Below are 22,103 nucleotides of genomic sequence, written 5' to 3'. Positions count from 1 at the left end.
GTGCCACCGGTCGGCGGCAACACAGATTATTCTGCACCAGAAGAAACCTGTGCGCAAGCCCACCGGCCACGAGCATCACCCCCGAGTCGGGCATGATGGGGTCATGGCCGATTCAAGCGCCCCGGCCGGGACCGAATCACCCACATCGCCCTGGACCGCTCTCAGCGACACCCAGCGCGAGATCGTGCTCGCCCTGCTGCGTTACGGACGATTGCTGCGCCCCGAGATCATGCGCATAGTTGGCATCTCCCCCGGCTCGGTCACCCGTCTGACGACGCCGTTGGTGGATGCCGGACTGCTCACCACGCACACGCTGCAGGTGGCCGACACCGGTCGGCCGCAGTCTCCGCTGGAGGTACGCGCCGACGCCGAGTCCGTGGTGGGAGTTGGCCTGTCAACGAACCTGCTGACGGCCGTCCTGACAGACCTGCGCCTGGGCGTTCTCGCCACCGTGCGCCGCCCGCTTACGGGCCACTCCCCCGCAGAAATCATCACCGAGCTGGCCGCCGCGCTCACCGATCTCGCCGGCGCTTCCGCGGACGCTCCGCCGCCCTCCTGCTTGGGGATCAGCCTGGGCGGCACCGCGCGCGACGGGCGCACGGTCGATGAGGCCGTGTTCTACGGCTGGCACCGAGTGCCTCTGGCCGATTTCGTTGAGGCCCGGCTGGGCGTGCCGACCATTATCGGCAACGACCTGACCGCACTGACGCTGCGGGAAGCCTGGTTCGGAGTGGGACGGGTACACGGCCGCTTCAGCCTGCTCACGGTGGGTGCGGGCGTCGGCCATGGACTGGTAGTAGACGGCCAGGTCGTGACCAACGCCGACGCCGAGATGGGTCTGCTGGGCACGGTGCCGGTACCCGACGGCGCTCGGCCGGCCAGCGCCGCAGCGGCGATGGACTGCCTGACCAATGAAGCAATCGAACACACCTGGGTGCAGCGCGGCCACGACTGGCTGCCAGCGGCGGACATCGTCGAGCTGGCGACCGCGGGGGACGGCGACGCCGTGTCTCTATGCGCTTCCTACGCGCGCAGGCTCGGGCGCTTGCTGGGCATGGCTGCGGCGTTCACCCTGCCCGAGGTCGTGGTGGTCGCGGGCGAGCGCGCCGGCATCGCCACGCTCTTCGAGGACGAGGTGCAGCAGGGGATTGCCGCGGTACGCCGTGCCAGCGCGACTCCGCTCGATGTGGTCGTGCGCGAGCACGACCGGGCAGAATGGGCCACCGGCGCTGCCACCCTGGCCCTGCGCGCCCACATCCTCGGTGAACTATGATTCATGTCATACCAACGTGGTCGTGACAGCATCGCGGCCCGCGAGAGAAGAACTCATCATGTCCAGGTCACAAGGCTGCACCGGAGGCGGTTCCAAGCGCAGCGGGTCAAAACGCTCCGAGCCGCATTTTGCACGGCATGTCCTGGCAACTTTCATCGTTGCCGTTGTGGTTTGCGCCGTCTTCGCGGCTCTGGGACGTGCCGACAACATCCCCCTTGTCCTCCTTGTCGCCCCCATCATCGGCATCCTCGACGCTGGCGCCATGAAGCTGAAGCACGACGATGTCGAAGGCAAGCGACGCGAGTGAGGCAGCCCCTCGGGTTCTATCGGCACCTTCCGGTATCAGCTCGGCGCCGGCCCCAGTGTCCTGCCCTCCTGCCAGGCGACCGGTAGCACGGTTTGCCGCGGGGCGCCATCACCGTCGCCCAGCTCATCCAGCAGAAAGGCGACGGCGGTAGTGGCCTTGTCCCTTATCGGCTGACGGGTGGTCAGCGGCGGGTCGGCGTAGCGGGCCAGGTCCAGCCCGTCGAAGCCGACCACGGAGACGTCCTCGGGCACCCGCTGACCCGCCCGTAAAACAGGGCGAGGATTCGCGAGGACGAGCCCGCCAGCGAGCGGGCCGCGGCGGTGCACTAACCTAACGTTTATCGCAAAACTTGCTGGCGGACTGGCCGCCTTCCGGACTCGAAATACGCTTTGAAAGGCCACCCATGACCTCTCCCCTCTCCTCCGGTTCGGACCGTCCCCGCCCCGCCCCCGCCCGCCCCGGCGCGGTCGTCGCCGGCCCCGACTGGCGCTTCACGGTGCTGACCTCGCGGCTGATCCGCATGGAGTACTCCCACAACGGCAACTTCGTGGACGCCGCCACCCAGCTGGTGGTCTCCCGCGATCTGGGCCCAGTGCCGCAGTTTGAAGTCCGCCGCAGCGAGGACCGCGTCGAGATCATCACCGAGCACCTGCATCTGACCTACCTGCCGGCGCGCGGCTTTTCCGACTCCGGTCTCAGTGTCACCCTGCGCACCGCCGTCATCGGCGTGCATGGCGGCACCTGGCGCCACGGCGACCGGTGGGACCCGGATGAGCTCTACCGCACCAACCTGGGGGGCACCGTGCGCACGCTCGACACTGTGGATGGTGCTACCGCAGTTCAGCCCGGTCTGCTGTCAATCACCGGGCACTCGGTCATCGACGACTCCGGCTCGCTGCTCATTCAGGAGGACGAGTGGGTGCGCCCGCGTCCGCACTCCGACGCCGCCTCCGGCCGGGCACCGGACCAGGATCTTTACTTCTTCGGCTACGGGCAGGACTATCGGGCGGCCCTGCGCGACTTCTTCGCGCTGACCGGCCCCACCCCGCTGATCCCGCGGGCACTACTGGGCAACTGGTGGAGTCGCTACCACAAGTACTCCGAGGAGTCCTACCTGGCGCTAATGGACCGCTTCGCCGCCGAGCAGCTGCCCTTCTCCGTGGCCGTGGTCGACATGGACTGGCACCTGGTGGACATCGACCCGGCAATCGGCAATGGCTGGACCGGATACACCTGGAACCGGGCGCTGTTCCCGGACCCTGAGTGCTTCCTGGCGGCCCTGCACGAGCGAGGCATGCAGGTGACACTCAACCTGCACCCCGCCGCCGGCATACGCCGTCACGAGGACGCCTACGCGCCCACGGCCCGCGCCCTGGGTATGGATCCCGCAACGGGTGCGGATATCCCCTTCAACATCGGCGACAAGGCCTTCACCGCCGCATACCTGGAGCACGCCCACCACACCCTGGAGGCGCAGGGCGTCGACTTCTGGTGGCTGGACTGGCAGCAGGGAGGCGCTACCGACATTCCGGGGCTGGACCCGCTGTGGATGCTCAACCACGTCCACTACCTCGACTCCGGGCGCGAGCGCAGCGGCCCCGGCCAGACCAGCTATCGGCGTCGTCCGATCACCTTCTCCCGGTTCGCCGACGCCTCCAGCCACCGCACCCCGATCGGCTTCTCCGGGGACACGGTAACCTCCTGGGAGTCGCTGCGCTTCCAGCCGGAGTTCACCGCCACCTCCGCCAACATCGGCTACTACTGGTGGTCCAATGACATCGGCGGGCACATGCTCGGGGCCAAGGATGATGAGATGGCAGCCCGCTGGGTGCAGCTGGGCTGCTTCTCCCCTATCAACCGCATGCACTCCACCACTTCTGTGTTCAACTCCAAGGAGCCGTGGCGCTACTCCCGCGACGCCCGGGAGACCATGAACGCATACCTGCGGCTGCGGCACCGGCTCGTGCCCTACCTGTACACGTGGGCCCGGCTGGCACACACCGACGGCACCGGCCCGGTGCGGCCGCTTTACCACGACTACCCGACGCGCATGGGCTCCTACGACAACCGCAATGAGTTCCTCTTCGGGGACCTGCTGGTCATGCCTGTCACGCGCCCCGCCGACCCGGCCGCGCGCCTGGCCCAGGAGGAGGCCTGGCTGCCCCAGGGCACCTGGTTCGACCTGCCCACCGGACGTCGTTACGACGCCGCTGCCGCCGATGGCCGCGTGCTCACCTTCTCCCGTCCCCTAGAGCAGGTGCCCGTCCTGGCACGCGCCGGGTCCGTAGTCGTCGGCGCCGAGGACCTCACCGAGGCGGCCGGCGACAACCCGCGTCACCTCTCCGTGCTCGTGGTGCCGGGGGCCGACGGCGAGTTCGTGCTCGAGGAGGACGACGGCTCTCCCGAGCCCGGTCCCGACGCCGTGGTGCGCACCCGCTTCACACTGGCCTGGGACGAGGCGGCCGGCTCGGCCCGCCTGGAGATCACCCAGGACGGTCCGGAGAGCACCGTGCCAGGCGAGCGGGAGATCACCGTGCACCTGCTGTCCACCGGCGGACGGGCCACGGCCCGTGTGAACGGCGCCGAGGTCCCCCTCAAGGAACGCCCTGCCGATGGCTTCACGCTTGGTGCTGGCCTGGATGTCTCCCTGGGCGCGGTGCGTCCGGCCGACGGCGTCGTGCTCGAGCTTTCGGGCGTGAGCACCAGGCCGCCGTCGCTGGCAGACGAGGTATTCCGGATCCTTGAACCAGCTCAGATGTCCTACCCGGCCAAGGACCGGGCCTGGGGCGTGGTCTCCTCCGGTGCGACCGGAGGTGCGCTCATTGGCGGCCTGCGCGCGGCCGGCCTGCCTGAGCAGCTGCTGGCCGCCATCAGCGAGGTGGCTTAGCCGTTTGGAGTGCTCGCGTCAGTTTGCAGCGCTCACGCCGGTTTGGACTGCCCCGGTTGCACACCGGGGCAGTCCAAACCGGGGAACCGCATCCCGAATGAGAGCGGGCAGGCCGAATACGAGGCTTATCGAGCGCTACTCCGGATTAACCGGGGCACCTGTGGCGTGGCCTGACGGACCGTTCGTCAGCGCGGAGGCCGCTCAGGCAGCCAGCCACAGGGCCGCGTTAGCGGGAACGGTTATGGCGTCGAGGCGCCCGCCCGTCTGCCCGTTCCAAGACTGCACCAGTACGGTGCCCGCCCGCGGCAATCGGACTTCTTCATCTCCCATGTTGATCGCAACTATGACCTCGCCGTTGCGGAATGCGAGCACCTGCTCGGGCAGACCCGCCACCCATTCGACCCCGCCTCTCCCCAGCTGCCATTCACGCCTGGCGGCGATGGCACGCCGGTACATGGCCAGGGTGGAGTCGGGATCAGCCGCCTGTACGGCCGGGGCGTAGGCACCCCAGCCCTCAGGCTGCGGGAGCCAGGTCCGTCCGGTGGCGTTGAAGCCGCAGGCGGGTCCATCGGCGGCCCAGGGCAGCGGCACACGACAGCCGTCGCGCCCACGCGTGCGCTTGCCGGTGCGCAGCCAGGCCGGGTCCTGGCGGCAGGCATCTTCCATGGTGGTGTGCTCGGGCAGGCCCAGCTCCTCCCCCTGGAACATGTACATGCTTCCGGGCAGACCGAGGGCGAACAGCGTGGCGGCGCGGGCCTTGCGCAGCCCCAGGGCGATGTCCGGCTGCGGATCCTCGGCGCCGATACCGTCGTCCGGCTCCCTCCCCGGGGGAAATCCGAAGCGGGTGGCGTGGCGGACGACGTCGTGATTGGACAGTACCCAGGTGGTTGGCGCGCCCACGGCGGCGTTGGCGGCCATTGAGGCGTCGATGACGCGGCGCAGGTCAGCGGCACGCCAGGGGGACTTGAGGTGGTTGAAGTTGAAGGCCTGACTCATCTCGTCCTCGCGGACGTACTTGGCCATCTGCTCGGGCGGATCCACCCAGGCCTCTGCCACCAGCAGAATGTCCGGGCGTATGCCGCTGAGCACGCTGCGCCAGTCACGGTAGATGTCGTGTACGCCGGGCTGGTCGAACATGGGACCGTTGTCAGCGGTCTTAGGCCGCTCATCGCCGACGGGGGCACCGCGCCAGCGGTCCTCCCCCAGAGCGTCGTCGGGCAGGCCGGGAGCCTTGACCAGGCCGTGGGCGACATCCACGCGGAAGCCATCCACCCCGCGCCCAGCCCAGAAACGCAGGAATTCACGGAACATCCCGCGTACATCGGGATGGTCCCAGTTAAAGTCGGGCTGCTCGGCGGCGAACAGGTGCAGGTACCACCAGCCGCGGTCCTCCCTCCGGCCGGTAAGCGGCTCGACCCGAGACCATGCCGGGCCGCCAAACAGGCTGCCCCAGTTATTCGGCGGCCCGTCCGGGTTGTGGCGGAAGATATAACGCTCGCGCTCCGGCGAGCCGGGGCCCGCCTGCAGCGCGGCACGGAACCAGGCGTGCTGGTCAGAGGAGTGGTTGGGCACCAGGTCGATGACAACCCTGATGCCGACGGCGCTAGCAGCGGCCACCATATCGTCGAAGTCATCCAGCGTCCCGTACTCGGGGGCCACGCCGAAGTAGTCGGCCACGTCGTAGCCGGCGTCAACCTGCGGAGATGGGTAGAAGGGCGACAGCCAGATTGCATCCACCCCCAGCGCGGCCAGGTGGTCCATATGCGAGGTGACGCCGGGCAGGTCACCGAGGCCGTCGCCGTCGGAGTCGGCGAAGGAGCGCGGATAGATCTGGTAGATGACGGCGTCGCGCCACCAGGCGTCCTGGTCAGTGCGCACAGTCACGAGCGGAGCAAGAAAGGTCATGAGGTCTTCTGGTCGTGGAACGGGGCTAGTCCGGGAGCAACCGTTCCCGGGGGCGCAGGTGGATGGTACATAGTCCGATCACCAGCTCCGCGCTTGGCGGCGCCGGTGCACTTGGGGTGCCCAATACCTCTCCGCGGGCATTTCCCAGCGATCCCGTCCGTTTGGCAAAATTTGTTGCGCGACGCGCCGTTCCCGGCTCCGGACCGCTCCCCACTTGGCGCGCCGTGAGGAGAGACGCGAGGTTATGAGCAATACCCCCACGCAAGACGCACATGTGAGCCCGCAGCCGGGCTCGCAGGGGATCTCCGGCACCGTCGCGGGCATGACCTTCCGCCCCGACCGGCGATTCTGGGTCGTGTACATCTGCCTAATGATGGTTCAGTTCCTCACCGCGATGTACCACACGGTGATCGCCACAGCGCTGCCAACCGTCATCGGCGACCTGGGCGGCGTGGCGCACATGTCCTGGGCCATCACCGCCTACACGCTCGGACAGACGCTGGCCATGCCGATCAACGGCAAGCTCGGCGACCTGGTGGGTCGCAAGCAGCTCTACCTGCTGGCCATCGCACTGTTCGTCGGCGGCTCGGCCCTGTGCGGCCTGGCGGCCGACATGTTCTCCTTTACTATCTTCCGCTTCGTGCAGGGGCTGGGAGGTGGCGGCCTGATGATCTGCTCCCAGGCCATCACCGGCGACATCATCCCGCCGCGTGTACGCGGCACCTACATGGCACCCATGGGCGCCATGTTCGGCATTGCCGCCATCCTGGGCCCGCTTCTGGGGGGATGGCTCTCGGACTGGCTGGGCTGGCGCTGGATCTTCTGGTTCTTCCTGCCCTTTGGTCTGTTCGCCTGGGTGGCGGTGGCCATCGCGCTGCGCATGCCGCGGCGCGTCGGCAGCTTCAGCGTCGACTGGGCCGGGCTGACACTGACCAGCATCGGCGCCGCGGGGATCGTGCTCATCGCCACCTGGGGCGGGACCACGTACGCCTGGAACAACCCGGTGATGGTCGGGCTGATCTGCGTCACCGTGGCTGCCTGGGCCGCCGCCGTCCCGGTGGAGAGACGAGCCACCGACCCGATCCTGCCGCTGCAGGTGCTGACCAATCACACCTTCGTCATCGCCACCGTCGTCTCGGTGCTCATGGCCGCCTGCATGTTCGGCATGAACGGTTACCTGCCAACCTACCTGCAGATGGTCCACGGAGTCTCTGCCACCGTGTCTGGCCTGCTGCTTGTGCCGGGCAGCATCGGAATGTTCACCGGATCGCTGTTGTCGGGCACGCTGGTTACCCGCACCGGGCGCTACAAGCCCTTCCCGATCGTGGGCTCGCTGGTGGCCGCGGCCGGAATGGCCATGCTGGGTCTGCTACCCGCCGACGCCCACGTGGCCTGGACCGGCGTGGCGGTGTTCATACTGGAAATCGGCATCGGGATGTTCCTGCAGCTCAGCGTCCTCGTCATCCAGAATGCGCTGCCCGCCAGCATGCTCGGCACCGCCACCTCCACCAACAACTTCTTCCGGGAGATCGGGGTCTCGATCGGCAACACGGTGGTTGGGGTGCTGTTCACCAGCCGACTGACCGCCTCCCTGCTCTCCCTCGGCCTCGACTCGCAGGCAGCCGCCTCAATCACTCCGGCGATTGCCCGGAACCTGAACGCCGCCACGGGCGCCGCAGTGGTGGACGCCTACCATCACGCGCTGGCTCCCGTGCTGCTGGCGCTGGCCCCGATGCTGCTGCTAGCGGCTGCAGTCGCCGCCCTGTTCAGGCCGATCCCGCTGTCGACCAAGACCGGTCTGGAGCAGCTCGAGGAGGAGCTCGCCGCAGACGGTACCGATAATGCCCGACACACCGACGGCGCGAACGGCTAGGCTTGACCTGACACCGCTGTCCCACACGACCTGCATGTACTTTTACGGAGACGATCAGCCATGACCACCAACACCACCAGCGAGGTCGCCCAGAACCTGAACACCTCCGCTGCCGCCGACCACGACTCCGACCGCTACTATGACCCCCGCCTGGCCGAGCTGGCCCGCAGGGCCGCCGCCGAGGGCACCGTCCTGCTCACCAACGACGGCGTGCTGCCCCTGTCCCCTGCCGAGCCGGTAGCGGTTTTCGGGCGTGTGCAAATCGACTGGTTCGCCGTCGGCTATGGCTCCGGCGGTGACGTCAACCCCGTATACACCACCAATCTGCTCGGCAGCCTGGTTGAGCGCGGAGTCAGCGTCGACGCGGAGCTGGCCTCCACCTACCGGCAGTGGTGCAACGCGCAGGAGCCGCCCACCGAGGAGTGGGGCAATTGGCCGCGCTTCTACCCGGAGATGGAGGCGGGCCAGGAGCTGGTCGCTGCGGCCGCCTCCCGGGCCCGCACCGCCGTCGTCGTGATCGGCAGGGCCGCGGGTGAGGACCGGGAGAATGTGCTAGAGCCGGGCGGCTACTACCTCACTGACACCGAACGCACCCTGCTGGAGCGCGTCACCGGGCACTTCGAGAGCACGGTGGTGATTGTCAACTCCGGCAATGTCATGGACCTGTCCTGGGCCGAGGAACTGGGTGTGTCCGCCCTGCTGCTGGCCTGGCCCGGCGGTATGGAGGGCGGCCGTGCGGTCGCCGACGTGCTCACCGGGGCCACGGAGCCGGGCGGGCGCCTGACCGACACCATCGCCCGCACCTACACGGACTATCCGTCGGCTGCGAACTTCGGGAATGAGGAGTTCAACAACTACGCCGAGGACGTGTTCGTCGGCTACCGCTACTTCGAGACCTTCGCCCCCGAGAAGGTGCTGTTCCCCTTCGGGCACGGCCTGGGCTACACCTCTTTCGCACTGTCCGGAGCCCGCCTGGAGGATGCCTCCCCCACCCGCGATGGCGACGTCACCGTACGCGTGCAGGTGCAAAATAGCGGTCCGCGCCCCGGGTCGACCGTAATTCAGGCGTACCGGGGCGCGCCCGCCGAGGCGGCGCTGCCGCGCCCGTCCCGGGAACTGGTCGCCTTCACCCGCACCGGCATGATTGCCCCGGGCGAGGCCCAGGAGGTGACGCTCTCCTTCCCGCGCGAGCGCCTGGCCGCTTTCGACGACGACGGCCGGACCGGTCACGCCCACGCCTGGGTGGTGGAGGCGGGCACCTACCCGGTGCACGTGGGCACCTCGGTGCGGCAGACCATCGAGGTCGGCGCCGTAGTCGTGGAGGAGACCGAGGTGGTCGAGCAGCTACAGGATGCGCTCGCCCCCTCCCCCGACGCTCCCTTCGACCGCATGACTGTGACACGCGACGCGGACGGCCGGGCGCAGGTCGGCTGGGAGGCCGTACCCACGTCCACCGTCGATCTGCGCGAGCGCATCCTGGCGCGCCTGCCACAGGCCATTGCGCCCACGGGCGACGTCGGCATCCGGTTCGCGGACGTGGTAGCCGGGCGCGCCACCATGGAGGACTTCGTGGCTCAGCTGGGTGTGGAGGACCTGGCGCAGCTGGCCTACGGGGATGTGGAGATGAACTCCCCGCTGGGCGCACCCGGCAATGCCGGCGCCTTCGGCGGGTTGACCGAGCACCTGCGAGAACTCGGTATTCCCCCGGTAATCACCACCGACGGCCCCTCCGGGATCCGCGTGTCCGCCTACGCCAGCCTGCTGCCCTGCGGCACCGCCCTGGCCTCCACCTGGGACACGCCGCTGCTGGAGGAGCTGGCCGCCCTGCACGGGCAGGAGATGCTCCGCAAGGGCTCGGACGTGCTGCTGGCGCCGGGCATGAATATCCACCGCGACCCGCTGTGCGGACGCAACTTCGAGTACTACTCGGAGGACCCGCTGCTGACCGGGCTTGCCGCCGCAGCCGTGGTGCGCGGCATCCAGTCGCAGGGGGTATCGGCCTGCCCCAAGCACTTCGCGGCCAACAACCAGGAGACCAACCGCATCTACAACGACTCGCGCGTGTCCGTGCGGGCGCTGCGGGAGATCTACCTGCGCGGCTTCCGCATCTGTGTGCAGGAGTCGGACCCGCTCAACATCATGACCTCTTACAACAAGGTCAATGGCCAGTGGGCCCACTACAACTACGACCTGGTCACCACCATCCTGCGCGGCGAGTGGGACTACCAGGGCAATGTGATGACCGACTGGTGGATGCGCTACGCGCCGGACCCGCTCTTCCCGCAGCTGAAGGACTCCGCCACCCGGGTGCGCGCGGGCGTGGACGTGCTCATGCCCGGCGGCGTCACCTGGTCATCCACCCGTGCGGACGGCCATGACGACGCCGTACTGGCTGGATACTCCCCGGACGACGCCAGCGGCGAGCACCTCACTCTTGGTGAACTGCAGCAAACGGCGCTGCACGTGCTGCGCATGGCGGCCACCACGCCCGCCGCGCGGGCGGCTGCCGAAGCCTGAGCCGGGCTGAGGTGTCCAAATCGATGACAAACGGGGTTGGAGGCAACAGCAGCCGCTAACAAAACGTTGGAATCGTGCGGGCGCTGCATCGGCTCTCACGGGTTATGGACGGTGCTTGTCATCGATTTGGACACTCCGTCTCAACAGGCACCGGGACCGGCATGCCAGCCGCCCCTCCTCAGCCCGACACCCACCGGCCGGAAAAGCCGCTAACCCCTCTGCGCTACGGCGCTGAGTCTTTGCGCCTGCGCGCGGGCGGCGCAGCAGCCCACGGCGGCGCGTGACCAGGTAGCAGGCGCCCAGCAGGATGCCCACCTCTAGCATGATCGCCACGGCGCCGAAAGCACTCGCCTCCGGGTTGGTGATATGCGCCGCTCCGAAAAATACCGCGGTCAGTGCCAGTGCCCGCCCCGTACCAAGCCATTGCTCATGCCTGTTCACCAACCCGCAGCACCTGCCCGTCGGGGGCGGTCACCACGGCTCCCGGAGTTGGTTCCAGGCGCAGCTCGACGGCGAGGCGCTGCCCGCCGGGGCCCACCGTCTCGTAGCTGTAGGCGCGGTTGTCGAGGTGACGGGTCACGGTGGTGGCCGTGGTCAGCCACGGGTTACGACGGCGCAGCGCAATCAGGTCCTGGTGCAGGCACAGCATCGGCGCGCCCAGGGCTGAGAGCTGTTCAGGGCCGGAGGGGAAGGCCGGACGCACCTCGTCGTCGCCGCCGAGGCGCTCGGTTTTCTCGCCACGGAAGGCCTGCTCATCCCCGTAGTAGATCGATGGGATGCCGCCGACTGTCAACAGCAGCACCACCGCCAGGGCGGCCTTGGCGTCACCGATCTTGCTGGCGATGCGGGTGACGTCGTGGTTGCCGACGAAGGTCAGGGGCGTGAAGGCGGCAAGCAGCTCGTTGTGGCGTTTAAGGCACCAGTCGAGCTCGAAGAAGTTCTCATCCAGCAGTGAGCTCCAGATCGCCTTCCACAGCTCGTATTGGGTCACCGAGTCCATGCCGGAGCGGGCCACGATCTCGGCATAGTCGCCGTGGATCACCTCGCCCATGAACCAGGCCTCGGGGAATTCCTCGCGCACGCGCGGCAGCACCCGGGCCCAGAACTCCGGCGGCACGGCGTAGGCGGCGTCCAGCCGCCAGGCCATGGCCCCGCGGCGCAGCCAGTGGCGCATCACGTCGGCCACCAGCTCGACGACGGCGTCGGAGTCGTGGTTGAGGGCGGCCAGGCCGCGGTGCCCCTCGAAATCCTGGTGGGTTACGCCGGCGTCGGTGTGCTCCAGGAGGAACAGTTCCTGGGACGCCGCGTCCTCGGCCAGGGCGGCACGGAAGCGGGGGTGGCCGGTGCCGACGTGGTTGAACACGCCGTCGAGCATGACGTTGATGCCGCGCCGCCGGCAGGCGGCGATCAGCCGGTCGAAGGCGGCGTCATCCCCTAGGCGCGGGTCGATGGAGTAGAAGTCGACCGTGTCATAGCCGTGGGTCTCGGAGGTGAAGATCGGCCCCAGGGCCAGGCCGTTGGCTCCCAGCTCGATCAGGTAGTCCAGCCACGGCTCCAGGGCGTCCAGACGCGGGGTGAGTGCGCGCTCGGCCTGCGTGGGCCGGATCGGCGCGCCGGTGAAGCCCAGCGGGTAGACGTGCCACCAGATGCAGGAATCACTCCATGAGGCCACAGATACTCCTAAGTGGGGCTCCAGCTCGGATCTGTCTCAGCACCGAATCCGCCGGGGAGTTCTCGCCACGGCCGTGCTCCGGGTGAACCTGATCACCCTAGCATCACGGCCCTGCGCCAGAGGTTCCGCCGGGCGGCATGTCACCGGACGGGAGGACCGCCGCTTAGACCTTTTCGACGGGTGCCAGGCGCAGCACTAGGCGCTTGGTCGCCCGGGCCCCGTCGATCATGAACTCCACGCGGGCGACCGTGGAGCGGCCTGTGCCCTCGATAGCGATGACGCTGCCCTCCCCGTAGGTCTTGTGACGTACCCGGTCCCCGGCCCGCAACCCGGCCACGGCCGCGGGCAGGGCGGCCTCCGCGGACTCCGCCCCGGACTGGGACGTGCCCAGGCGCACCGGCTTGCCGCGCGCCGCCAGGCGCTTGGCACGTCGGGCCTCTGCCCGGTCCTTGGGGGTCTCCACCCGCCCCAGCTTGCCGGTGCGGGTGCGGCGGCCGGAGCCAATGGCGGGGGCGAAGTCGCCGTCGTCGTCGGGGCTCTCCTCGCTGCCGCGCCCGTTACCGCGGCGCGTACCGAAGCCGCCCTCGTCCCAGGAGGCGCCCCAGCCGGTGCCGCCGCCGCGCAGGGCATCCATGGAGGAGGCGATGCGCTTCCACTCGATCGTGTCTTCGGGGACGTCGTCGAGGAAGCGGGAGGGGGGCATGGCGGTGGCACTGCCCCAGGCGGAGCGCACTGCGGCACGGGTCAGGTACAGGCGCTCACGGGCGCGGGTAACGGCCACGTAGGCCAGGCGCCGCTCCTCAGCCAGCTCAGTCTCCTCCGCCAGTGAGCGCGAGTGCGGGAAGGTGCCGTCCTCCAGTCCGGTTACGAATACGACCGGGAACTCCAGCCCCTTGGCGGTGTGCACTGTCATCAAGGTGACCTGCCCCTGCTCGCGGGCCTGGGCCTCGGCCTGGTCGGCGGCATCGGCGCTCGGGGGCAGCTGGTCGGAGTCGGCCACCAGCGACACCCGCTCGAGGAAGTCGGCAAGCGTGCCGTCGGGGTTTGCGGCCTGGAAGTCGGAGGCGACGGCGTGCAGCTCGGCCAGGTTCTCCACGCGGCTGGCGTCCTGCGGGTCGTCGCTGGCGCGCAGCTCCGCCAGGTAGCCGGAGGCGTCCAGGGCGGCGTCGAGGATGTCGGCCACGCCGTCGCCAGCGTCGCGGCCGTGCCGCAGGGAGGTGAGCAGCTCGTGGAAGCCCGTCACCTGCCGGGCGGCGCGCGTGGTCAGCCCGACGACGGCGGGCGGCTCCGCGCCCTCGCCCTCCCCCGGGCGGGGGGCGCTGGCGGCGTCGGCCACGGCGGTACCGAAGGAGACGGCGTAGCGGGCGGCATGCTCGGCCAGGGCGGCCTCCGCCTTGTCTCCCAGGCCGCGCTTGGGGACGTTCAGGACGCGGCGGATGGAGACGTCGTCGTCGGGGTTGTCGACGGCGCGCAGGTAGGCGATGGCGTCCTTGATCTCGCGCCGCTCGTAGAAGCGGGTGCCGCCGACCACCTTGTAGGGGTGGCCGGAGCGGACGAAGGCCTCCTCCAGAGCCCGGGACTGGGCGTTGGTGCGGTAGAAGATGGCGACGTCACGGGGGCGGATACCGCACTCGTCAGCCAGGCGGTCGATTTCGGAGCTGATCCAGCGCGCCTCGTCGTGCTCAGAGTCGGCCACGTAGCCGATGATCTTGGGGCCGTCGCCGGAGGCGGTCCACAGGTTCTTCTCCCGCCGCCCGGTGTTGCGGGCGATCACGGAGTTGGCGGCGGACAGGATGTTCTGGGTGGAGCGGTAGTTCTGCTCCAGCAGGATCGTGCGCGCACTGGGGTAGTCCTGCTCGAACTCCTCGATGTTGCGGATGGTGGCGCCGCGGAAGGCGTAGATGGACTGGTCGGAGTCGCCGACCACGGTCAGCTCACCCGGCGGGAAGGGCGAGCCGGCGCCGGAGGTGCCGGGCCCGCCCACAAGCTCGCGCACCAGCACGTACTGGGCGTGGTTGGTGTCCTGGTACTCGTCGACTAGCACGTGGCGGAAGCGGCGCCGGTACATCTCCGCCACCGCCGGCTTGGCCTGCAGCAGCTGGACCGTGCGCATGATCAGGTCGTCGAAGTCCAGTGCGTTGGCGGCCCGCAGGCGCCGCGCGTAGGCGCTGTAGACCTCGGTCAGGTGCCGTTCGAAGGGGTTGGAGGTCACGGCGCGCTCGGCGAACTCCGCCGGGGTGATCAGCTCGTTCTTCAGATCCGAGATGCGGGCGGCGAAGGTCTTGGGGGTGAAGCGCTTGGGGTCGATGCCGAGCTCGCGCACGATCAGGGTGATCAGGCGGGTGGAGTCGGCGGCGTCGTAGATGGAGAACGTGGAACGCAGCCCGGCGGCCTCGTGCTCGCGGCGCAGGATGCGCACGCAGGCGGAGTGGAAGGTGGACACCCACATGCGCTCCCCCGCCGGCCCGACCAGGCCGGCGACGCGCTCGCGCATTTCTGCGGCGGCCTTGTTGGTGAAGGTGATGGCGAGGATCTCGCCGGGGCGGGCCCGGCCGGTGGCCAGCAGGTAGGCGATGCGGTGGGTCAGTACCCGGGTCTTGCCACTGCCGGCGCCGGCGATGATCAGCAACGGGGAGCCGGCGTGCGTGACTGCCTGCTCCTGGGCAGGGTTGAGGCCGGTGAGCAGGCCCGCCGGGTCGGTGGTGATGCCGTAGCCGCGCAGGGCGCCGGGGCCGACCGTCCGGTTCGCTGCGCCCTCGGCGTCGACGCCGGCGCGAGTCCGGGCGGCCACGGCGTTGGCCTGAGCGCGGGCGACAAGAGCCGAGACCTCCGCCTGGCGCTCCTCCCAGGTGGGGGCGACGGCGGCCGCGCCGGCGGCGGACGGGACGGAGGTCTCCTCCGCGGGGTCGTAGGCGGCCAGGTCCTCCTCGTCCGGAGGCTCGACGGCGGCCCAGCTCTCGTCATCCCAGCCGGCGCCGGCCGGGTCGAGCGAGGGCAGGGCGGCCTCCGGCGGAGGCGTGGTCTCCGAGCCGGAACCGGGCATGGGCAGTGCACCGAAGAGGGAGTTCATCGCGTCGTTCATCTCGGGGCCAAGCCTAGACGGTCGACTCGAGACGGCGCGCACCGCGGCGGCTCCCAGCCTCCGCTTCCCGCCCAACGCGGCTCTTCCGGTTCATGGGTGTGGTGGTTGAGTCGGGCTGAAGCGTCTGTTGCGCCGGTTGGGCGTTAACAACGCTACTTAACGGTCTACTGTATGCCCCACAGCCCTTCAGCAGACCGTTAACAGGCGTTGTTAACCCCGAAGTGGCGTTGCAGATGAACCCACCTCCGGACGCCGGGGCTGCCGACAGACGAGTGCGGCGTGGTGAACCGGCAGGCTCACCGGATCCCTCACCCCGCAACACGCCAGCCGCCACACCCACAAGCACGAAGAGCCAGCCCGGATCGCCTGGTCGGTTGTTCCAGGACGCGGGTTGTCCGCGTCCTGGAGGTGTATCCCGCGTCGGCGACGACCGCCCCGCCAACGGCGAGAGCGCCCCCGCCCGACTAACGACGTCCCCGCCCACCCGACAACGACCTGCGCCGGTCGAGCACGACCTCGTCAGCCTGAACATGTCCATATCAGCCCGAAACCTACCTCATCACCCCCACGCCGCAGCCCCCGGCCGGAACCACCACACCCTCAAACCGGAAGAGCCCGGAGCGTCTCGGGCAGGTCCTAGAGCCAATGCTTGAAGGCATGCTTGGACCGGCCCTCGACCATAACCACACGAACGACCACCGAAACACACGAATCATCATCCCACGCCCGGTCCACCACATGCAGATCGCCGGGTGCGCCGTGACCGATTCTCGAAATCGATGACGAACGAACGGACCGACCGACATTAAAATTGCGAGCCGTTAAAGTGACGACGTTTCACAACACGCCGCTCGCCGCGAGATCAATATTTGCCACCGATCCACACCCCCCGCTGGAGCTGAGATAGACAGAATTAGCAACACGGGCACGCACACCTACAACCAAAGCCCCCTATGGCGCTTCAAGCGGGACTTGCTGCACCCGTACCGGCCCACTCAAGCGCACAGCGATTTCACGACTATGACCGCTGTCACCAGGCGAGACCAAAGACATAAAGGTAAATACTGGCGACCCGATAACAGTCATCAACCCAATTACAGTAATTGCAAAATGAGACTCATCGCGCGTCAAACGCGAATACAGCCAAGTAATAATTACCCGAGCAGCAACAACGACAACCGCAGGCCAAGGCGCGCCTGCAGCCTGCCACAACAGCAGCGTGGCACAGCTAAGAATTACCAGAAGCCTTTCCGTGGAAACACCCTCAACCGACCAAAGTAACGCAACGAGTACCAAAACAACAAACGCCAGAGCGCCGAGAACATAAGCTCGCCCAGCAACCCAACTCGCAACTTCCGAAACACGCAACGCAGAAAATCCGGCCCACTCCAACACATCAGACGCAATAGTCAACACAGGACGCTGGACACAAAAACACGCCACAACCAACAAATGCGGCAATTGCCACAACAACCGCCTTCCAATATTGCTCTCTAACACCTGCTTAAGCAGCGAAGACACCGTAACTGCCCCCACAATACATCACACCTTTGGTGCACATCTGACTACATTCAGCAATCAGTTAAACAAAAATGCACCCTTAAGTCAAGACTATCGTTATGTTATTCGCACGACAACGCTAGGCACAGGTGGTGAGTCTCGTTGTGTGGTGGCAATTCGCGCGGGGGTCCCTCCAGCGGCGTCGTAGGCGCTGCGGGTGGGGCATCGTGGGAGCCCAGATTCTCGACCAAGATTCACTAGGAAGATCCACCCACGACGCCCCACCAGCAAGCCTGCCGTATCCATGCTGATCGCGGAAGTCCTTGCGGACCCCGACCTGGCCACGATGATGTGTTCCGCCGTCTGCTTCAGGTCGGCCTGCAAGAGCTGTGGACGCCGAGGCAGCCACTTCGACGATTTCTTTGGCCTGTAGGAGGCCTTGGAGCGGGCGACGGGCCGCTCCGTAGACCTAGTGACCACAGATTCTCTTCGTAACCCCTACTTCCGGGAGTCGGTTCTGGCCACGGCAGAGGACCTATATGTGCGGTGACAACGCGGCTTACCTATGGGATGCGGCCGAGGCCGCTACGCAGAAGGCGCCGACGCTGCTACCACAGAATGAGGCGTTATTACCCTCTGATGGAGCCATCGACTGAGATTGGCTACGAGGAGCGGCTCGGGCTTTGGAGAATACCTAACTTCCGCCTGGGGAGACTACGCCACTCCCCGTAACTGTCCGAGATCGGCATAAACGCCGCCGCTCGGCGGCATCGCAGCCGACGAAAGCGCGGAATATCAACGATCTGCCAGGTAACACTCGCCGTCTCAGAGTCCTTTATGCCGATCTCGGACATTTCCCACCGCCGTCCGTAGCCGGGTCAGTTCACCGCGCCGGGGTTGACTGCCTGTGCCTTCCAAGGGCCGACGGTGGGGCCATCTGCTACGCCATTTCGGGGTTAACAACGCCTGTTAACGGTCTGCTGAAGGGCTCTGAGGTATACAGCTAAACGTTAAGTAGCGTTGTTAACGCCCAACCGGCGTAGCTGACAGCCTCTTCCTGTTTTCGGGTGCGGAGGGATGGCGGGACAACATGTGGGTAGGATGCCGGGCTGTCTGCAGGCGTGCTGGAAACAACCGGCTTGCCATCGGCCCGCAAATCGCTGTGGATTGTGACGGAGAGTGTCACCAGTCGGGACAAACGAGCCTTAACACCCGCCGAGCGTGGTTCGGCGCCCGCATGATTCCAACGTTTCGCTCGCGGCCGCCGGCGCCGCCGAACCCGTTTGTCCCGAATCATGACAATCACCCCTTGGTGGCTCTCGGGCTTGGTCAAGTTTCTTGGCGTGTTTCGGTGACGGATAGTCAGGCAGTATCTCGCCCCACCGCGCACACCCCCACACCGGAAGAACCGGTAACCCCGCCCTAGCGCAGCCCACCAAGCGAGCAGTCTTGAATTGAAGGAGCGCGCACCACCGTCTTTTAGCCAAAGCTACGGTTGAGCCCGCCCCCGCAATCGGGAGGCGGGCTCAGCCGTCAACGCATCAAGGAGTGCGCGTCAGTAGTCGCGCGTCTCGGAGATCACGAAGTGCTGCTCGCGGCGGCTGATACGCCAGTTGCCGTCACGCAGGACCAGGGTGTCGATGTAGCGGATGGAGTGGGACAGGAGCACGTCCCTGCCGTCCTGCTCCTGGACGAGCAGGGCCTGGCCGTAGTGGACGTCGGTGGCGGTGTCGCCGTCGAGCGTGATGACCTGCTGGCCGTTGATGTGGAAGGAGGTCTTGACGCCGGCCATGGCGGCTCCGAAGAGCTCGACGAGCTGGTCGGCGCCATCGAATTCCATCATCTTCAAGCCATCGGCGGTGTAGACCACGACGTGCGTGTCCGGGGTGAACAGCTTGGACTGCTCCGCGACGTCTACCTCCAGGTTGGAGAAGCGGTCGATGACCTCGCGGATGGCGTCCTTGTGCTCGAGTTCGGTAGGCATCAGTGTTCTCACTTTCTCAGGGTGGTTCGGATTGAGTCCGTGCGTCTGTGCCGTCCGGCAGTGCGGCTACTTCTCGCGGATTACTCGCGCCGGTACGCCTGCGACGATGCTGCGGGGCGGAACCGCTTTGATGAGTGCCTCTCTTAGCCCCATCACTTGCCAAGTCGGGCGAGGTCGTCCTGGACGCGCTGCGGCTCGCTGGCCAGCGGCACGTTGTTAGTGTCGAGCACGCCGTCGATCACACCTTCCTCATCCGCACGCGTCGCGGCGAACAGGGCCTCGAAGTCGGTGACGGGGGTACCGGCTTTGCTGAATACCTCCACGGTGCGGCGCGCGCCGGAGGGGTTGAGGGCGCCCTCCAGGAGTACCTGGGCGATGTGGCGCCGGTCGACTCCGGGCTGCCCGGTGACCAGGTCGCCCTGCTTGAGGTCGATCTGGCGGTCGGCGGGGCCCTGGTGGTCGAACCAGCCGGGGCGCACGATGGTGTAGGGGTGGCCGGAGGCGCGCACGAGCCGCTCGGCACGGCGCTTCCACTCCACGAACCCTTAGCTGCTGGCTCCGGCGCGGGCGGAGTGGGAGGCGTTCATGGTGGTCATCAGGCTGATGTGGGTTGGGCCGTCCCCCAGGGCGTCGATGACGGCGCGAACCACGTCGTAGAAGGTAGCGCCGCCCTTACCGTCGTTGTCGGTACCGTGTGTGAGTACGACGGCGTCGACATCCTGCAGCAGTGGGCGCAGCGCCTCCGTGTCGGTGGCGGCCGCCTCGACGATCTCGGCGCCGTCGGCCAGGGAGCGGCGGGCGCGGGCGGCGTTACGGGTGAGGGCCCGGACCCCCACGCCGCGCTGCAACGCCTCGTCGACGACGACGCGTCCGACCTGTCCGGTGGCTCCAATGGCGAGGATGGTGGTCATAAGGGGTGCTCTTTCCTGCACTTGTGGTTCGGGCCGGGTGAGCCCCGGCCGCGTGGTGTTACCGGCTCGGGTGACCGTGGCGAAGACGGTTCTGCCTGCCGGCACGCAGAATCGTGCCGTAAGCCGAGCGGCGGTTCCAGGACCCACGAGACGGGGTCTGGCAGGTCTCCCCCTGAGCCGAGCCGCAACGCTTGCGACCGGTCGACCTACCGTACTGCCCGCAGGAAGCGTTCCCGCCCGGTCAGGTCTACTCCGGTGGTAGCCACGGCGAATCCGGTCTCTCGGGCGGCGGCCCGCAGCGGCGCGGACTGCCCGGGGTCGTGCTCCATGATCAGTACCCCGCCCGGACGCAGCAGGGCAGCGGCCCGGGCGACGACGGCGACCGGAGTCTCCAGGCCGTCCTCTCCCCCGCCGTAAAGGGCGACGTGGGGATCGTATTCAGCCGTCTCGGTGTCCTCCACCGCCCCGGCGGGCACGTACGGCGGGTTGGAGACGACCACATCGACTCTCCCGTCCAATTCGTCGAGCACGGCCGGGTCGATGGCATCGCCGTGGATCACCTTCACCCGACCCGGCGCCAGGCGCTCGCAGTTCTCCCGCGCTAAGGCAACGGCGTCGGGGGCTGCTTCAACCGCCCACACGCGAGCTGTGAGCACCTCCCGGGCCACAGCGGCGGCAATGGCACCCGACCCGGTGCACAGGTCGACGACGCCGGCCTCCTCCCCCGGAGCGATCGCCCTTGCGGCATCAATGGCGGCCCCGGCAACCACCTCCGTCTCGGGGCGGACGATGAACACACCGGGCCGGCAGGCCAACTCCAGTCCCCGGAACCACATCACGCCCAAGATGTGCTGCAGTGGCTCGCGGGCGGCGCGTCGCTCCACGAGCTGCGCGTACGCGGCGGCGAAGTCCTCCGGGGCGCCGTCGGCGAGCAGCACCGGCCCGCCCAGCAGGTGCTCGGCCAGCAGCCGGGCGTCAACCTCCGGCGAGGCCACCCCGGCGCGGACCAGGGCCAGTCCTGCCTCGCGCACCGTACGCCGCAGCGCGTAGCGGTCGAGTGCACTCACGGCTGCTCGCCGGCGGCGGCCAGGCGCTCGGCCTCATCCATGGCGATGGCCGAGTCGATGACCGGACCCAGGTCGCCGTCGAGCACGGCATCGAGGTTGTAGGCCTTATAGCCGGTGCGGTGGTCGGCGATGCGGTTCTCGGGGAAGTTGTAGGTGCGGATGCGCTCGGAGCGGTCGACCGTGCGGACCTGGGAGCGGCGGGTGGCAGCGGCCTCGGCGGCCTGCGCGGCGGCACGCTCGGCAAGCAGCCGCGCCCGCAGCACCCGCAGGGCCGCCTCCTTGTTCTGCAACTGGGACTTCTCGTTCTGCATGGACACGACGATCCCGGTGGGCAGGTGGGTGATGCGCACGGCGGAGTCGGTGGTGTTGACGGACTGCCCGCCGGGCCCGGAGGAGCGGAACACGTCGATACGCAGGTCGGCGGCGTCGATCTCCAGTTCCCCGGGGTCGTCAGCCTCCGGCATCACCAGTACGCCGACGGCGGAGGTGTGGATGCGGCCCTGGCTCTCCGTGACGGGTACGCGCTGTACCCGGTGCACGCCCGCCTCGTACTTCAGGTGCGCCCACACGCCGTCGGCCGGCTCGACGGCGCTCTTCGCCTTGATAGCCAGGCGCACATCCTTGTAGCCGCCGAGCTCGGAGTCGGTGGCGTCCATAACCTCCACCGCCCAACCCATGCGCTCAGCGTAGCGGGTGTACATGCGGGCCAGGTCGGAGGCGAACAGAGCGGACTCCTCCCCGCCCTCGCCGGCCTTGACCTCGATGATGACGTCACGGGCGTCGTCTGGGTCGTGCGGGGCGAGCACCTCCCGCAGGCGCGCGGCGGCGTCCCGCTCGGCCTGGCGCAGTGCAGGCAGCTCGGCAGCGAAGTCCGCGTCATCGCGAGCCAGCTCGACGGCGTCGGCCAAGTCCGCGGCAGCGGCACTCCAGGCGCGGTACGCCTCTACTATGCGGCCCAGCTCGGCATAGCGGCGACCCAGGCGGCGCATGGCTCCGGGGTCGGAGGCGGTGGCGGGGTCGGCCATGTCCTGCTCGATCGCGGTGTGCTCCTCCAGCAGAGGCTGAACGGCGGAGAAGTCCTCGACGCTCACAACTCACCTTTCTCCGGCCCGGAGGGGATATGCG

Annotated in this window: 14 protein-coding genes and 1 pseudogene; 5 read left to right on the top strand and 10 right to left on the bottom strand. The window is 68.0% G+C overall.

Going from position 1 to position 22,103, the window contains the following annotated elements; translation table 11 throughout:
* Positions 1–103: 103 nt before the first annotated feature.
* Positions 104–1,273 carry an ROK family transcriptional regulator gene (locus GZ997_RS07410; RefSeq protein WP_162679435.1) on the top strand — a complete coding sequence of 390 codons (1,170 nt, stop codon included), beginning with the start codon at positions 104–106 and terminating at the stop codon, positions 1,271–1,273.
* A gap of 22 nt (positions 1,274–1,295) precedes the next feature.
* Positions 1,296–1,580, top strand: a complete 285-nt coding sequence (locus GZ997_RS07405; protein ID WP_161923848.1) for a hypothetical protein — start codon at positions 1,296–1,298, stop codon at positions 1,578–1,580.
* Positions 1,581–1,615: 35 nt separating this feature from the next.
* Here the strand turns inward: GZ997_RS07405 and GZ997_RS12450 are convergent, their stop codons facing one another.
* Positions 1,616–1,906, bottom strand: coding sequence for a substrate-binding domain-containing protein (locus GZ997_RS12450; RefSeq protein WP_272927768.1), 291 nt, complete (start codon positions 1,904–1,906; stop codon positions 1,616–1,618).
* 77 nt (positions 1,907–1,983) lie between these two features.
* On the opposite strand from GZ997_RS12450, the gene GZ997_RS07395 reads away from it, so the two are divergent.
* Complete coding sequence (locus GZ997_RS07395; protein WP_162679434.1) at positions 1,984–4,467, top strand: TIM-barrel domain-containing protein; 2,484 nt, start codon at positions 1,984–1,986, stop codon at positions 4,465–4,467.
* A gap of 201 nt (positions 4,468–4,668) precedes the next feature.
* Here the strand turns inward: GZ997_RS07395 and GZ997_RS07390 are convergent, their stop codons facing one another.
* Positions 4,669–6,372 carry a glycoside hydrolase family 13 protein gene (locus GZ997_RS07390; protein ID WP_162679433.1) on the bottom strand — a complete coding sequence of 568 codons (1,704 nt, stop codon included), beginning with the start codon at positions 6,370–6,372 and terminating at the stop codon, positions 4,669–4,671.
* Between the two features lie 244 nt (positions 6,373–6,616).
* Here GZ997_RS07390 and GZ997_RS07385 point away from each other — a divergent pair, with 244 nt between their 5' ends.
* Both GZ997_RS07385 and GZ997_RS07380 read left to right on the top strand, forming a co-directional pair.
* Positions 6,617–8,245 carry an MDR family MFS transporter gene (locus tag GZ997_RS07385; protein WP_237564307.1) on the top strand — a complete coding sequence of 543 codons (1,629 nt, stop codon included), beginning with the start codon at positions 6,617–6,619 and terminating at the stop codon, positions 8,243–8,245.
* 60 nt (positions 8,246–8,305) lie between these two features.
* Positions 8,306–10,762 carry a glycoside hydrolase family 3 protein gene (locus tag GZ997_RS07380; protein ID WP_162679432.1) on the top strand — a complete coding sequence of 819 codons (2,457 nt, stop codon included), beginning with the start codon at positions 8,306–8,308 and terminating at the stop codon, positions 10,760–10,762.
* Positions 10,763–10,864: 102 nt separating this feature from the next.
* Here the strand turns inward: GZ997_RS07380 and GZ997_RS13060 are convergent, their stop codons facing one another.
* From GZ997_RS13060 to prfA, 8 genes and pseudogenes are all read right to left on the bottom strand, one after another.
* Positions 10,865–11,203, bottom strand: a complete 339-nt coding sequence (locus tag GZ997_RS13060; RefSeq protein WP_343212298.1) for a CPBP family intramembrane glutamic endopeptidase — start codon at positions 11,201–11,203, stop codon at positions 10,865–10,867.
* Complete coding sequence (locus GZ997_RS07375; protein ID WP_162679431.1) at positions 11,190–12,434, bottom strand: alpha-amylase family protein; 1,245 nt, start codon at positions 12,432–12,434, stop codon at positions 11,190–11,192. Before GZ997_RS07375 ends, GZ997_RS13060 begins: the two co-directional genes overlap by 14 nt.
* 163 nt (positions 12,435–12,597) lie before the next feature.
* Entirely contained in the window at positions 12,598–15,516 is a 2,919-nt protein-coding gene (locus GZ997_RS07370; protein ID WP_162679430.1) for a UvrD-helicase domain-containing protein, read from the bottom strand.
* A gap of 951 nt (positions 15,517–16,467) precedes the next feature.
* Positions 16,468–17,037 (bottom strand): hypothetical protein, encoded by a 570-nt coding sequence (locus GZ997_RS07365; RefSeq protein ID WP_162679429.1) that lies wholly within the window; start codon positions 17,035–17,037, stop codon positions 16,468–16,470.
* Between the two features lie 1,534 nt (positions 17,038–18,571).
* On the bottom strand, positions 18,572–19,000 hold the full coding sequence (locus tag GZ997_RS07360; protein WP_162679428.1) for a nuclear transport factor 2 family protein: 429 nt from the start codon (positions 18,998–19,000) through the stop codon (positions 18,572–18,574).
* 152 nt (positions 19,001–19,152) lie between these two features.
* Positions 19,153–19,911: pseudogene (locus GZ997_RS12750) on the bottom strand (NAD(P)H-binding protein).
* A 206-nt stretch (positions 19,912–20,117) separates the two neighbouring features.
* A complete protein-coding gene (gene prmC / locus GZ997_RS07345; RefSeq protein WP_162679425.1) occupies positions 20,118–20,978 on the bottom strand; it encodes a peptide chain release factor N(5)-glutamine methyltransferase in 861 nt (286 codons plus the stop codon).
* Positions 20,975–22,069 (bottom strand): peptide chain release factor 1, encoded by a 1,095-nt coding sequence (gene prfA / locus GZ997_RS07340; RefSeq protein WP_162679424.1) that lies wholly within the window; start codon positions 22,067–22,069, stop codon positions 20,975–20,977. Before prfA ends, prmC begins: the two co-directional genes overlap by 4 nt.
* Positions 22,070–22,103: the final 34 nt, after the last annotated feature.

This window comes from Actinomyces sp. 565, assembly GCF_010365615.1.
GTDB lineage: Bacteria > Actinomycetota > Actinomycetes > Actinomycetales > Actinomycetaceae > Actinomyces.
This window is presented reverse-complemented; position numbering and strand designations above follow the sequence as displayed.